The 14,967-nt window shown below is 57.0% G+C and carries 10 protein-coding genes; 6 read left to right on the forward strand and 4 right to left on the reverse strand.

From position 1 onward, the window contains the following. Positions 1–48: 48 nt before the first annotated feature. The 3 genes from H8274_RS07735 to H8274_RS07745 form a co-directional block, all read right to left on the reverse strand. Positions 49–1,812, reverse strand: a complete 1,764-nt coding sequence (locus H8274_RS07735) for an MFS transporter (RefSeq protein ID WP_065415482.1) — start codon at positions 1,810–1,812, stop codon at positions 49–51. Between the two features lie 445 nt (positions 1,813–2,257). Then, positions 2,258–3,484: an amidohydrolase gene (locus H8274_RS07740; RefSeq protein WP_049620464.1), complete on the reverse strand. Its 1,227-nt coding sequence runs from the start codon at positions 3,482–3,484 to the stop codon at positions 2,258–2,260. 226 nt (positions 3,485–3,710) lie between these two features. After that, positions 3,711–5,150 (reverse strand): sensor histidine kinase, encoded by a 1,440-nt coding sequence (locus tag H8274_RS07745; RefSeq protein ID WP_049620465.1) that lies wholly within the window; start codon positions 5,148–5,150, stop codon positions 3,711–3,713. A gap of 423 nt (positions 5,151–5,573) precedes the next feature. Here H8274_RS07745 and H8274_RS07750 point away from each other — a divergent pair, with 423 nt between their 5' ends. The 5 genes from H8274_RS07750 (at position 5,574) to H8274_RS07770 (ending at position 11,156) form a co-directional block, all read left to right on the forward strand. Beyond that, a complete protein-coding gene (locus tag H8274_RS07750) occupies positions 5,574–7,076 on the forward strand; it encodes an amino acid permease (protein ID WP_244924573.1) in 1,503 nt (500 codons plus the stop codon). A gap of 63 nt (positions 7,077–7,139) precedes the next feature. Beyond that, positions 7,140–7,607 (forward strand): DUF2505 domain-containing protein, encoded by a 468-nt coding sequence (locus tag H8274_RS07755; protein ID WP_185934231.1) that lies wholly within the window; start codon positions 7,140–7,142, stop codon positions 7,605–7,607. A 160-nt stretch (positions 7,608–7,767) separates the two neighbouring features. Beyond that, a protein-coding gene (locus H8274_RS07760) for an IS3 family transposase (protein WP_185933549.1) occupies positions 7,768–8,963 on the forward strand; the annotation gives its coding sequence in 2 pieces (ribosomal slippage) (positions 7,768–8,050 and positions 8,050–8,963; 1,197 coding nt in all). Positions 8,964–9,725: 762 nt separating this feature from the next. Continuing rightward, positions 9,726–10,532 carry a thymidylate synthase gene (locus H8274_RS07765; RefSeq protein ID WP_185934232.1) on the forward strand — a complete coding sequence of 269 codons (807 nt, stop codon included), beginning with the start codon at positions 9,726–9,728 and terminating at the stop codon, positions 10,530–10,532. Between the two features lie 60 nt (positions 10,533–10,592). Continuing rightward, a complete protein-coding gene (locus H8274_RS07770; RefSeq protein WP_185934233.1) occupies positions 10,593–11,156 on the forward strand; it encodes a dihydrofolate reductase in 564 nt (187 codons plus the stop codon). Between the two features lie 665 nt (positions 11,157–11,821). Here H8274_RS07770 and H8274_RS07775 read toward each other — a convergent pair. Continuing rightward, positions 11,822–13,204 (reverse strand): class II fumarate hydratase, encoded by a 1,383-nt coding sequence (locus H8274_RS07775; protein ID WP_185934234.1) that lies wholly within the window; start codon positions 13,202–13,204, stop codon positions 11,822–11,824. Between the two features lie 748 nt (positions 13,205–13,952). Here H8274_RS07775 and H8274_RS07780 point away from each other — a divergent pair. Further along, positions 13,953–14,876 (forward strand): coiled-coil domain-containing protein, encoded by a 924-nt coding sequence (locus tag H8274_RS07780; RefSeq protein WP_185934235.1) that lies wholly within the window; start codon positions 13,953–13,955, stop codon positions 14,874–14,876. Positions 14,877–14,967: the final 91 nt, after the last annotated feature.

Below are 14,967 nucleotides of genomic sequence, written 5' to 3' on the forward strand. Positions count from 1 at the left end.
TGTTTACTACCAGCCCGGCTTGGCCTGGATAGTCAGAACCTCGCGGTTCTAGCTTTGGTATTCGTCCACTATCTTGACTAGCACTTCTCTATCTAGATCTTGAAGCCGGTTTGTCAATACTTGCCGCTCCAGAGCTTCTAGTTCCGCCATAGAGAGTGTGGAGAGGTGGGCGATAATCTGCTGGCGTTGTTCGTCGTCGGTAGGATGCGGTTCCGGTGCGGCGCTCGGTGCCACCACACCCAGATCCCGCGTGCCGCCACCCTTAGGTACCGTCACCGCAATCGAAATAATGGCGATCAAGGTGAGCAGGATATTGAAGAGCATCACCACCATGCCGGCAAACCGCAGCGAGGTATTGTCCTGCACGCCAGACATTTGCAGCGCATACGTAACCGACTGGCCTTCACCACCCTTGAGGGCGTTGAAGATAGAAAGGGAGAGCGCCAAACCGATTGCCCCGCCCAGCGAGGAAGCCATCTTGTAAATACCGGAACCAGAACCGGACTTTTCGGACGGCAAGTTGGACAGTGCGGCGTCGGTGGAAGGCGTGGCGTAGAAAGCCAAGCCCAAACCGAACAGACCATAACCAATAACGGCAAGGATCTTGTAGGTGCCCAGGTTGACGAAGGTCGGGGTGAGGCAGGCGCCAGCCAAAATCACGATGCACGAACCCCACAGCATGGGCTTGCGCGGGCCGAAGCGCTGCAGGAGTTTTTCACCCACGCGGATGAAAGCAATAATCGTGATCGCGTAAGTGATCGTGAGCAGACCGGCATCCCAGGTGGTCATGAACTGGTCATGAATCCCATCGCCGTTCAGATCCACAAAGTTTTGCCGGCACAGTTCCGTACCGCAATCTTCGATCGTGCGCGGGCGTGCCCCCAGGAATACGAGTTGGGAAACATTGAGCAGACCGATGGTCGCGTTGATCATAAAGTTCGAAATCGTCGCCCCGGTGAACGTGGTGTTCTTGAACAGCGAGAAATCAATGAAGGGGTTAGACTGCCGCATCTCCCAGCGCACAAAAATAATAATTCCCACCACGGCGATCGCGAACAGGGCCAGCGTAATCGGGCTTCCCCAACCGCCATTGGGCATTTGTGCGCCGAACATGAGCGCCACCATCAGGGCCAGCAAGGCGATCAGGAAGACCACGAGGCCAACGACGTCGAACTTCTTCTTCGTTACCACTTCGGCCTTCGATTCCGGGGTACCCAGAATCATGAAGAAGGCGAACACGCACACCACGATGGAAATAATGAAAATCCAGCGCCAGTTCAGTTGCTGGGATATGAGGCCGCCGAACAGCGCGGCCAGGCCCGAACCACCCCAGGAACCGATCGACCACATAGACACCGCGCGCTGGCGGGCCGGCCCATCCCAGTAGGCCTTCAACAGGGCCATGGTGGAAGGCATAATGCACGCCGTGGAAAGGCCCTGCAAGGCGCGGCCCACGAGCATCAGCGGGGTAGCCAATGGTCCCATCGCCAAAACCAGCATGAGCGAACCAATTGCGCTCAACACAATGCCAATAAGCGTGACCTTGACGCGCCCGATTTTATCGCCCAAACCGCCCATTACTACGATAAAGAGGCCGGAGAACAAACCGGCTAGCGGGGCAGCCAGCGAGACTACCGATTCGGAAATGTTTTCCGTGCCAATATCGGCAACTACAACGGTTACTAGGTTTCCGAGAGTCCCCGCAAACAGCCAGTAGGTGAGCACCGCGAGCACGATACCCCACAGAAGTTTTTCACTTCCTACAAATTTGGTTTCACCGCTACTAGCGGTGGTTTCTTTCGTTTTTGCCATTCTTTTTTGTATCTTTCCGTGGTGAGCAATACCAATTCCGCGTTTTGTGCGGTTAAGTGAGGGGCATGGGTGCCGCGCGGCTCCCGCACTCGCCGGCCAGCGTGCGTTAGCGGGCACCTGCGAATACCAGCTGGTAATAGCGCGTCCAAGCAGGTTGCGTACCGCGCTCCAAGCAGCTGGTTACGTACCGTGTGTCAAACAGTAGGTTGCGTACCGTGTGTCAAGCAGCAGGTTACGTACCGTGCGTCAAGTAGCCGGTTGCATACCGTGCGTAGCGTGTGCGTGGTGAGCGATGCACAACGCCTAGCCCCTGGTGAGTGGAAGTCTTCCAAGCATCCGTAACTTGGTCTAGACCGAAGGGGCAAATCCCCAGTGCGCGGAAGTCTTCGGCTACGGGTGCCGGTTGTGGACCGGGCTTCCCGTTAGCCCCTAGTGTGCCGAAGCTTTACTTTCCGAGGAAGGAAAGGATGGATACCGCGGCAGCTTCCGCGCCGGTGCGCAGGGTTGGCTGCATAATCGGCCCAAAGTGCGGATTGTGGTTCGGGTAGACCTGCTGGTCCTTAGCAAATCCGCCAAAGCCCCAGTAGCAGTACGGCACGCCGAAAGCATCCGGCACAATCGAGAAATCTTCGGAGGCAGTGACCGGGTCGAGGTGTTCTACGCGATCTGCACCGAAGTATTCGATGAAGCCGGTGCGCACGGTGCTGTGTACATCGGCGTCGTTATTGGTGAGCGGGAAAACGTCATAAACTTCGATTTCGGGAGCTTCTGGGGCACCCGAAGCTTCGCATTCCGCGGTTACGATGCGCTTGATTGCGGCAATAATCTGTTCGCGCGTTTCATTCGAGTACGCCCGCACGTTGAGTTGCAAGGTTGCGCTATTGGGGATGATATTTGCTTGCGTGCCCGCGTGGATGGAACCTACGGTCACGACGCCGAACTCCGCCGGCGCGAGTTCACGGGCCACAATTCCCTGCAAGCGGGTAACAATCGAAGCTGCCAGCAGGATCGGATCCACACCCAGGTGCGGCATGGAGCCGTGCGAGCCGCGCCCGGTTACGGTGATGCGAAGCGAGGCCGCGGTGGAAAGCGCCGGGCCGGCCGTGGTTCCCACTTTGCCCGCTTCCGGATCGGTAAGGACGTGCTGGCCGAGGGCCACATCCAGCTTGCCAATCTTGGCATTCACCTTTTCGACCAAGCCATCGTTGACCATCGAGCGGGCCCCTTCCGCGGTTTCTTCCGCCGGTTGGAAGAGAGCCACATAAGTGCCGCTCCAGGCGTCCTTATTTTCTGCCATTACCCAAGCCGCACCAATCGCGGCCGTCATATGCATATCGTGCCCGCAAGCGTGCATTACCGGTTGCACAGTGCCGGTGCGGTCTTTCATGGTTTTCGTAGATGCGTACGGCAAACCGGTTTCTTCTTTCACCGGCAAACCATCAATATCGGAACGGAAAAGGACCGCCGGGCCGTCCCCGTTACGGAGGATGCCTACTACGCCTCCGCCGATGCTCATTGTTTCGTATCCAAACTTATCCAACAGCCCTTGCAAGCGGGCCGCGGTTTCGGTTTCGAGCATAGAAAGTTCCGGATTCTGGTGGAGCTCTACATATAGCTCTTCCAGTTCCTTTTCCACTTTCGCAAGCGACGATACCGCGCTGAATCGGCTCATTCTTCCTCCTTAAGTGGCCACTTTGGCCACACACTACCGATTCTAGCGCCGTAAATAACCACGCTCAGCACTGTTTTTTCGGCTCCATTATTCGCCCAGTTCAAAAGCGTGTAAGCGCGCTATCTTGGGCGCCCTCCCGCAAACGTCGCGCACATAAATGGTGCTCGATTACACCGGTTAGCAGGGGGCATTTTTCCGGGAAATCCTGCTCAAAAAGCCCGCGCGGTCAATCCGTGACGTCCACATCAAAATCAATCAGGACTGAAGTCCCGCCACTGTCATTGCGTTTCCATTCGATATTGCCGCGCAGCTCGCCTTCTACCATGGTGCGCACAATCTTGGTGCCCAATCCTGGCCCGGGCCCTTCGCTGCCCATGCCCACGCCGTCGTCGCGCACTTCTACCGCCAGATGATCTCCGGTGCGTTCGACGATCACGTCGATGCTCCCACCCTCCGGTAGGCCGTGTTCGACGGCGTTCGAAACCAGCTCGTTGAGGACCACCGCTAAAGTGGTGGAACTGGAGGCACCCACGTTTCCGAAACTGCCGTGTTGGCAGGCTTTTACGGGTACACCGGTGGCTGCAATGTCAGTAGACATGGCAAGCAAAGGCGAAAAGATTTCGTCGAAATTCACCGATTCGGTGATCGACTGGGAAAGAATCTGGTGGACGAGGGCGATTGTTTCTACCCGCCGTTGGGCCTGCACGAGGTCTTCAATAACTTCCGGGTCGGTAGCGCGCCGGGCTTGCATCCGCAAAAGCGCGGAAACCGTTTGCAAATTGTTTTTGACGCGGTGGTTGATTTCCCGGATGGTGGCGTCTTTGGTAACCAGTTCCATTTCCCGACGCCGCAGCTCGGTAACGTCGCGAGAAAGAAGCACCGCGCCTATGCGTTTACCGTCTTCGATGAGCGGGACCGCGCGGAAAGTGACCACTACGCCGTGTAGTTCAAGTTCGGAAAGCCACGGCGCCCGGCCCATGAGCACAACGGGCAAAGATTCATCCAGAGTCGTCTTATCATCAATGACGGACACGATTTGTTCCGCCAAAATTTGGCCTTCGGCGGTGGCGCGCACGCCCAGCCGATGCAGATTAGAAGTGGCGTTCGGAGAGGAAAAAATAACCGCCCCTTCCGCATCAAGTTGGGTAAACCCGTCAGTGACGCGCGGCGTGCCGTGGCGGTACCCGGTAGGCGCATCCTCCAGCGGGAATTCCCCTTCGGTAACCATGCGCAGAAGTTTTTCTTCAATGTCCGCATATGAGGGATGTGGCAAAGAAACCCGCCGGCCCGGAATGTCCGAACTAAGTTCAGCCAAAACCGCGATCGGTTCCTGCCCCTTTTTTCGTACCGGGTAGCAGGAATAGGTTATTCCGTGCAGGTCAAATTCGCGGTGTTCCCCGGTTTCCAGAACCTCGAACAAAATCGCGGAAGGTTCCGGGGAGATATGGGTGCCCACGACGTCGTTATCCAGCACCGTAGAAGCCGTAGCCGGGCGCGCGACCGCACCGATCATAAATCTCCCATCCATCATGGGGACGAGGAGAGTCAAATCCACAAAAGCAAAATCGGCGATCAGTTGCCAATCCCCCACCAACTGGTGGAGCCATTCACGTTTTTCCGTATCCAGCTCGGTCGCGCGATCGAGGATGTTACTCAAAGACGGCATAAGTACACCTTACCGGCCCGCAACCAATTCCGCGGTTTGTGCTCCCCACGTTTTGTGCCCCAACCTCCGGATTTACCAATTCCGCGGTTTCGGTTCCCGCAACCTCGCGCCCACCTCCCGCCCACCTCCTGCCACCAAGCGCCACCCAATCACCAATTCCGCGGTTTGCGTTTTTGGGGCCCCATTTTTGGAGGCCCCATTTTTTAGGGCCACAAAAATTGGTGCTTCGGCATGCTTGGTGGACTATAAGCGCACGTTCCGGTACTTTTCACTAGTCTGGTCCGACCGGGGAAAGCGACGGGCTGGCGTAACATTGCCTTGCGAAATATCGTCACGCGCTTTCGCACAAACCTCGGAATTGGTAAAAAGACGCGCATAGCAGCAGCTCGTAGCAGCAGCTGACGAGATGAGGGATAGGAAACAGTGGCGCAAAAGAATCTTGGCAACAAGAAAGCGGGCATGCACACCGAGCTCTCCCGCCAGCTCACCAGCCCGCAGATCGCGATGATCGCACTTTCCGGAGCACTGGGTACCGGACTGTTTTTGGGCGCGGGAAGCACCATTCAGCACGCCGGCCCGGCTACCGTTATTTCTTATATGCTCGCGGGCAGCCTGGCCCTCGCCGTCGTGTGGGCCCTGGCTGAACTCGTATCTGCGCACCCGGTACCGGGCGGGCACGGCACCGTAGCAGCGTCGTACCTGGGCCGATTTGGCGGTTACCTCACGCGCTGGAATTTCGCGGTGACGATGCTGGTCGCGGTGGGCGCGGAAGTGACCGCGAGCGCGAAATATCTGCATCGGTGGTTGCCCTGGCTGGATCAGGGGCTGGGCACGGTGCTGTGCTCGCTGTTTATTGTGAGTTTGAATCTTGCCACGGTGCGGCTGTATGGCACCTCCGAGTATTGGTTCTCGATGATCAAAGTGGTAGCAATCTCGGTCTTTATTTTGCTCGGCTTGGTTATCGTTTTCTTCGGTCTGCCGGAGCAAGAGCCGATTGGTTTTGTCAATTTGACCGCCCACGATGGGTTTATGCCTTACGGGGTGCCGGGTATTTTGGCGGCGGCGTGCATGGCCGTCTTTTCCTTTGGCGGGATTGAAAACGTTTCGGTTTCGGCGGCAGAATCGCAGCATCCGGAGCGCGATATTCCGCGCGCCGCGCACACCATGATTTGGCGGCTCTTGCTGTTTTATGTGGGCGCTATCTTGGTGGTGGTGATGATTCAGCCGTGGACGGTGACGGCCCAGCCACTGGCGAGTATTGAGCAGTCGCCTTTCGTAATTGCTTTGGATGCGGCAGGGATTCCGGGTGCGGGGCATATTATGAATGCGGTGTTGTTGGTGGCGGCGCTTTCGGCAGCGAATGGGTGTTTGTATTCTTCTTCCCGGATGATTCACGCGCTGGCGATCGATGGGATGGCACCGGCTTTTGCGGCGCGTTCCAGCGCGCATGGGGCTCCGCGCGGAGCGGTTTTGATCGCCACTTTGGGAATGGTGATTGCTTCCGTGCTGGCGATTGTTTCCCCGGATGCCGCTTTTTCCTATCTTTATGGTTGCGCCACGGTCGGCATTTTGGTGACCTGGGTGCTGACGATGCTCACGCATTTGGCTTTCCGCCGGCGCCGTACCCAGCTTGGTTTGCCGGATGCTCCGGCACGTTTGTGGGGTGCGCCGGTGGTACCGGTACTGGTGATTGTGGCTTCGATCGCGATTTTTGTGGCCCTGTTCTGGTTAATACCGGTGGCTTGGTATGCCGGGATTCCCTACCTAGTTTTGTTGAGTGCTTCTTATTTGTTGGTACGACGCTCGCCGGCTTTGGCTCCGGTGCGAGACCTTGCCGCGGAGGAATACGCGGAACTGCACGGCCATAAACCCGGCCCTCTCTCACCTGGTGCCGCACAAGCAAATGCCCGGAACACAAATGACTAAGCGGTCAGCCAGATTTTTGGGCTTAGCTTGGCAGGCAGGGGGTAAATAGGGCACAGTAGTTTCATGCAAATTTCTCACACTTACACGGTAGAGGCAGAGCCCGCAGCCGTGTTGGACGCATTGCTTTCGACCGAATTGAATACTGCCCGGATGGAAAAGTTCTCCATCTCGGATTACGAGTTTAACACTGATGGCACCCAGGCCACTCTCGACATCACTGTGGCAGCCGACCGTTTGCCGAAAACCGTTGGCAAGCTGCTACGTAGCGGTGCACAAGCAACGCTGACGATGCGGCGCGAGGATGACGTTGTTCACCTCGAAGTTTCCACCAAGGTTCCGGTTAAGGTGGAGTTGACCTTGCGGGTTGCTCCCCAGGTGGATGGGACGACGTCGGCCGTACAGGCAACCGGCGAAGTCAGTGTTAATATGCCGTTGATTGGGTCGAAGATCGAGGATGCGGTTTCGCAACGGGCCGCCCGTGCTTTGGAGAGCGACGCCGCTCTCATCGCCAAGGTTGCTGCGAGCAAGTAAAAATTCGGCACGCTACATGTGCAAACAATCAGCTCGCTACATGCGAATACGAATAGCTAGTAGCGGGTGGCGAGCATTCGCATGCAAGTAGGGACCTGACCCCCTGTTGGTGGACATAGGCTAGCCCCGGCGTTCAGCCGGAGAAAGGTAGTCTTCTACCATGTCCCGTAAAACATATTCCGCGCAGTTCAAGAAAGACGCGGTAGCCGCGTACGAGTCCAGCGAGGCTTCAATGGCGCAGGTTGCTTCTGATCTGGGAATTAATCGTAATTCGCTGCAAAACTGGGTAAACCAGTTTGGCACCGGGGTGCGGGCCAGGCGGCGCAAAGAAGCAGAGGCGGCGCGGGTCTTATCTGAAGCAGAGAGAATCCGACAACTCGAAAAGGAAAACGCGCTTTTGAAAGAAGAACGCGATATTTTGCGCAAGGCGGCGCAGTATTTCGCGAAGGAGATGGGCTTGTGATCCGCTTCAAGTTCATCGAGGACCACCGTACTGAGTTCTCAGTCAAGCGGATGTGTACCGTACTGAAAGTAAGGCGTTCTTCCTATTACAAGTGGGCCGCAAATGCGGCCCGGCGCGAGCAACAGGTATACGCTGACGGGCTGCTAGGGGAGCGAATTCGGATCGCTTTCGAGGCGGAAGGTGGCTTGTATGGTGCTAAACGTATAGCCGCGTTGCTTACTGCGCAGACCCCGGACCAGCCGGTAAATCACAAACGCGTAGCACGGGTGATGAAAGCTCTCGGGTTGGCAGGTTTTACGAAAAAACGTCGTGTTCGCACTACTGTCAGTGATCCACATAAGCGGGTCTTTGATGATCTTCTCGAGCGTGATTTCACCGCGGCCAGGCCTAACGACAAGCTTGTCGGGGACATTACATATCTTCCCCTTGCCGGGCAAAAGAATATGTATCTGGCTACTGTGATTGACTGTTTCTCCCGGAAACTGGTCGGTTTTGCGATTGCAGATCACATGCGTGTTGAACTCGCCCGAGAGGCATTACTGATGGCCGCAGACCAGCGAGGATCCTTGCGTGGAACGATTTTCCATTCTGATCACGGCAGTGTATACACCTCCTCTGTATTTCAAGAAACATGCCGCCAGTTGGGAGTACAACAATCCATGGGAGCTGTAGGCAGTAGTGCCGATAACGCGCTGGCAGAGTCATTTAATGCAACGCTCAAACGAGAAGTTCTCAAAAATGCGAAGGTTTTCCCCAACATGCTCTCCTGCCGCCGGCAGGTCTTTGCGTGGTGTACTCGGTATAACACGAAACGATTGCACACCTGGTGCAATTACCAGGCCCCAGACACCTTCGAAAAACACGCGTCAGCTACACTTGACCTTGCAGCATAAACACCACCCCCATGTCCACTTTCCGGGGGTCGGGCCCTAGCAAGTAGCAAGTAGCAAGTAGCAAGTAGCAAGTAGCAAGTAGCAAGTAGCAAGTAGCAAGTAGCAAGTAGCAAGTAGCAAGTAGCAAGTAGCAAGTAGCAAGTAGCAAGTAGCAAGTAGCAAGTAGCAAGTAGCAAGTAGCAAGTAGCAAGTAGCAAGTAGCAAGCAAGTAGCAAGTAGCAAGTAGCAAGTAGCAAGTAGCAAGTAGCAAGTAGCAAGTAGCAAGTAGCAAGTAGCAAGTAGCAAGTAGCAAGTAGCAAGTAGCAAGTAGCAAGTAGCAAGTAGCAAGTAGCAAGTAGCAAGTAGCAAGTAGCAAGTAGCAAGTAGCAAGTAGCAAGTAGCAAGTAGCAAGTAGCAAGTAGCAAGTAGCAAGTAGCAAGTAGCAAGTAATAATAAAATAGCAAATAATCCGCAAGGAACCGGCTGGTACTCGCAATGATGCGAATTCCAAATAGCAACTAACTATGGTCGAGGCCTTGCGGATTACGCATGTGCGCTATCGCGTTACATATGCGTGCTATCACGGTCGCGGGGCGGATAATACGGCGCTGGCGGGCAGGACTACCACCCCCGGCAACCGCTCCCCCGGCAACCGGTCCCCCGGCAACCGCTCCCCCAGCAACCGGCGGAATGCCTATCACGGTGGCGGGATGAACGATACGGTAGCGGGCAGCGCGCTGGTACGGCGTCGATCTTCTTCCCAAAAACTTCTACACTGGCGGCATGGCAAAAGTGAACCGACAGTATGAAGACCTGCTTGCTTACACCCTGCGGGAGGGGACGCGAAAGGGTGACCGCACAGGAACCGGCACACTTTCGGTGTTTGGGCAACAGTTGCGTTATAACTTGGCGGAGGGATTCCCGCGCATTACCACGAAATTTGTGCCCATGAAATCCGTGAAGGGCGAGTTGCTGTGGTTCCTTTCGGGTTCGACGAATATTGCTTGGCTCCAAGAAAACGGGATTTCTATCTGGGATGAATGGGCGGATAGCGAAGGCGAACTCGGGCCGATTTACGGGTATCAGTGGCGGAGTTGGCCCACGCCCGATGGCGGGCATATTGACCAGATCGCGAACCTGATTTCGGAGCTGCGGGAAAACCCGGATTCGCGCCGTCTCATTGTTTCGGCATGGAATGTGAGCGATTTGGAGGCGATGGCGCTACAGCCGTGCCACGCACTGTTCCAGTTTTATGTGGCAGACGGAAAGCTTTCTTGCCAGCTGTATCAGCGTTCGGCCGATTTGTTCTTGGGCGTTCCTTTCAATATTTCCTCGTATGCCTTGCTGACGCATATGGTGGCGCAACAGGTTGACCTAGAAGTGGGCGAATTTATTTGGACCGGCGGGGATTGCCATATTTATTCGAACCATGTGGAGCAGGTGCGGGAGCAGCTTTCCCGCGAACCGTACCCCTTCCCCACTTTGCACCTGCGCAAAGCCCCTTCAATTTTCGAATACGAAATGGACGATATTGACGCTTCTGACGGGTACCGGCACCATCCAAAAATTTCCGCACCGGTGGCCGTATAGGGAGACGCCGTTGCCGCTAAGGCTGTTGCGATATAAAGCTGTTACTGCTTAGGAGGTGCCGTGCTCATTGGCATGATTTGGGCGCAGTCCGCGAATGGGGCGCTCGCGCAGGGAATGGATTTGCCCTGGGATATCCCGGAAGACCGTTCCTTCTTTCGGGAAAGTGTACGCGGCCGGCCGCTCGTTATGGGCCGGCGTACCTGGCTGGCTACCGGGGCGCGCGTAATTAAAGGCTCCCCCACTTTTGTGCTGACTACGAATCCGGATTTTGACGCGGGAAAAGCCCGGGTGGTTACGAGCTTCCCGCAAGCGCTTAGCGAAGCGGCGGCGCTGGGCACAGATTTGTTGTGGGTAGCGGGAGGTGCCCGGATTTATGCGGAGGCAGAACCGCTAGCCGATATTTTGGTACGTACCGCGGTAGATATGAAGGTGGACGACGCCGATGTGTTCGCGCCGCCGCTATCGGGAACCTGGCTTTTGCGGGCCGCAGCGCCTAGCTCGGAAAGCTGGCAGTTTTCCAAAACTGGCACCCGCTACCGCTACGAAATGCTAACCCGGCCCGGCGTGCAGCTCCCCTCCGGAGTTCCCTTCGACCCACCCGAAACAGCTTTTCGTACGAACTAAGCGCATGCCTCCCACATGTGGCTAAGCGCACGTCCTTCCGCACGGGTTAAACACGCATTTCCGCCTGAGCTAAACACGCAGTGAGACATTGCGCTAAACCAGCGGCTCTCGCACCCCTCAGAACTAATTCCGCGGTTTGTGCGAAAGGTATCGAACCACCAATTCCGCGTTTTCTGCGCTGGTTACCACGCCACTAAACCGCGGAATTGGTGCGTGCCACAACCCCAAAAAAACAGAAACCGCGGAATTAGTGAAATCGATGGGGATTTTTGGACGGGTCTTGACTCACTGTTGAGAACAATTATCATTTAGCTCAGTAGGTTCTCCGCACAAACCTGCTTTACGTGTAGCGCCCCGCGCGTCAGTTGCGCCTTTCGCTGAGTGAACACCGGCGCGCGGGGCGTAGCGTTTTTGTTTTCGAAATATAGACCTGCCGCGCATTTGCGCTGGCCAGCCTCGGTGATTCGAAGCAACTTGTGGTTTGTTTGCTTCGAAAATACGGGTCCCGAGGCTGCTTCCCGCGGCGCTAGCACCCTCCGGTTAGCACCGCACCCGCCCGGCGGGGTTCTGCCCCGCCGGGCTAAGCTTTCTCTCAGTCCCGCCGCCGGGTGGCCCGGGCGCTACCCCGTCCTGCGGTTCGCTAGTTACCTACGGTTTGGTAATTCTTAGACCATGGCCTGCGGATCTACCCAGCGGTCGAAATCATCTGCACTTATCCCGGCCGCCAGCGCCGCCTCGCGTAAAGACTGCCCGGATGCTTCGGCGTCGCGCGCGATTTTTGCGGCGGCCTCGTAACCAATATGTGGCGAAAGCGCCGTTACGAGCATGAGATTATCGGCTAGATGCGCGGCGATATTCTCCTTTTGCGGAGTAATTCCCACCACGCACCGTTGCGTGAAGGACGCGATTGCCTCCCCGAGCAAAGAAATCGACTCCAATGTGCACCACGCCATTACTGGCTTATACACATTGAGCTGGAAATTCCCCTGCGACCCCGCAAATGCCACCGTGGCGTCGTTGCCATAAACCTTCACGCACACCATCGTCAGCGCCTCGGCCTGCGTCGGATTCACCTTTCCCGGCATAATCGAACTGCCCGGCTCATTTGCCGGAATATGCAACTCCCCGATGCCCGTGCGCGGCCCGGAAGCATACCACCGAATATCGTTCGCAATTTTCAGTAAGGCACCTGCCAAGGTGCGTAGCGAGGCAGAAAGTTCGACGACGGCGTCGTGCGCGGAAAGGGCGAAGAAAAGATTATCTTCCCGCCGGAACTCGATCCCGGTTTCTTGAGCAATCACGCTTGCCACCCGGGCCCCAAAGTCCGGGTGCGTATTTAGCCCGGTTCCCACGGCAGTGCCGCCGATTGCCAGCGCCAACACTGCTTTTTCTGCCTGCCGGATGGCGGCGAGTGCGAAATCGACCTGCTGTGCCCACCCGGAAAACACCTGGCCCAAGGTGACCGGAGTCGCGTCTTCCAAATGGGTGCGCCCCGTCATCACAAGGTTGGCATACTCTTTTTCTTTAGCGCGCAATGCTTCCGCCAGCTGGGTAGCGGCCGGATACAGTTTTTCCCGCAGCTGTTCGGCGATTGCCACATGCATGGCCGTGGGGAAAGTGTCATTGGAAGATTGGCCGCGATTCACGTGATCATTGGGATGTACCGGCGTGTAGGTGCCCGCACTCCCGCCGGCCAGAATATTGGCCCGGTTCGCAATCACTTCATTGGCATTCATATTGGTTTGCGTGCCCGAACCGGTTTGGAAAGCCACGAGCGGAAATTCGGCGTCGTGCTCGCCAGCAGCTACTTCGCGGGCGGCACGGCTAATAAGTTCTCCTCGAGTTGTGTCTAGGCGCCCCAGTTCCATATTGACCTGCGCGGCCGCGTATTTGAGGAGCCCGAAAGCACGAATGAGCGGCCCGCCCCATACGAAACCGGGCCGCCCGATCGGAAAGTTCTCCAAACTCCGCTCGGTTTGTGCACCCCACAGGCGGTTGGCAGGAACCTTTACGGTTCCCAACGAATCATGTTCCTCACGTGTACCCATGCCTCCTAGCATAGGAGGTAGGCGCAAACGCAGCGGGAGGCATCTGTGCCAAGCGCGCCGCAAACGCAGCGGGAGGGCACTTTGCTGGAGCGGCGCGCAGCCGGAGAAAAGGCGCGACGCGGGGACAGCGCGAAACCAGCAAAAGGCACGATGCTAGCTATCCCAAAGCCGCTCGCGATGCTAGGCGCAGCGCACGCGCCACAGGCGGGCGTGAAGTTGCACGCGGCGCATGTGCCTCCGAGGAAGGCGCACACGTAGCCCGAAAATTCGCCGGCCGGTTCGTACTTTCGCCCCGCGCAGGGGAAATCACTAGCTGGTAAGTTGAGCTAGTCGATTTTTTGGCAAATAAGGAACGGTAGGTTAGCCGGAGCCCTGGCGGCGAAATCCGCACCGCGCGAGCAGTGCTTTGCCGCGCGAACTGGGATTAGCCGCGCGAGCAACGGCTCCCAAACTAGCTCCGCAACATGCGTGGCAACCGGTTCTCCGGTCACATAGCTAGGCCGATGCCACATTGACGCGCCCGCCGCGGGGCCGGTACGTCAAGTAAAGTCGGACCTAACTAGCGCTGCTCGGGGCGAGACCGGTTGAGTTCGGGGTAAGTCCCGGGCAAACGAGTTCGGGGTAAGTCCCGGGCAAACGAGTTCGGGGTAAGTCCCGGGCGAATGAGTTCGGGGTAAGTCCGGTAATAACTTAATCAAGCCGGTGCGCCACCTGAGGTGTGCGAGGTTTTATCCGTAGAGGAGGAAAGATGGCTGAACGGGAAGTTTCTGGCAGGCGTGCCCGCAGATCCCGTAGCTATGCGTCTGCGCAAGCCAGCGAAGAGCCGCGGGCAGTTCCCGGGCATACGCGTTTGCGTGAACAACTCAATGCGGAACGCCAGGCCCGCGCCAACGCGGAAGCAGCCGCGGCGCAACTCGAAGAAAACCATCGCATACTCAAACAGCAAGCCACAGATTCGGCGCAACGGGCTTCCCAGTTGACAGTCGAACTGGCCCGGGTCCGCGCCCAAGAGCAACAACGCACCCAAGAACTCGCGATTGCGCAAGAAGGGGAACGCCAGGCTCGCGCCGCGGCGGTTTCGGCCCAAACGCGGGCAGAAACCGCCGAACACCGCGCCCGTGATTTTGAGGCGGAACTCAATCGCGTCACCTCCGAACTTTCGGCTGCCACCGAAAAGTTTCAAGACTCTTCTGACGAGGCCGATGTTTTGCGTGGCCAAGTAGCGCAACTGGTTGCCGTCCAAGATTTCCGGCAAGGCGAACGTAGCGCCCTCGAACACGCCCAGCAACGGCTCGATGACGCCAATAAGCGCGCCGCCGAACTTTATACTCGCACTACCCAGCTCGAAAAACTCTTGCAAGAAGAAGAGGAGAGGACGGCGCTCCTGGAACGCGAACGCGATGCTTCCGCTTCCAAGTCCACGGTTCTCACCGCTGATCTTTCCCAGTCGATCCGCAACCTAGAAGAACGCGAGAGGATTGCCCAAGAACGCACCGAGCAAGTAGCCGATTTGGAAGCCAGTCTTGCTGACGTACGGAGTGAACTGGCCGCCGCCCGGCGCAGCCTCACCGCTGAAAAGGAACGCAGCGCCGCTCAGCGTCGCATTATGGTGCTCCTCGGTATCGGCTTTGCGTGTGCGGTAATCGCCCTGGTGCTTCTGGTTGTCTTGTAATTAGGTATCGCGCAGTTTCGTACCCGTGCACCGCGCTGGTTATCTTAGGTTATAGCGCAGTTTTGCAAAATTTCACGCCGCGCCGATGACG

The organism is Actinobaculum suis (assembly GCF_900618115.1).
Classification (GTDB): Bacteria; Actinomycetota; Actinomycetes; order Actinomycetales; family Actinomycetaceae; genus Actinobaculum; species Actinobaculum suis.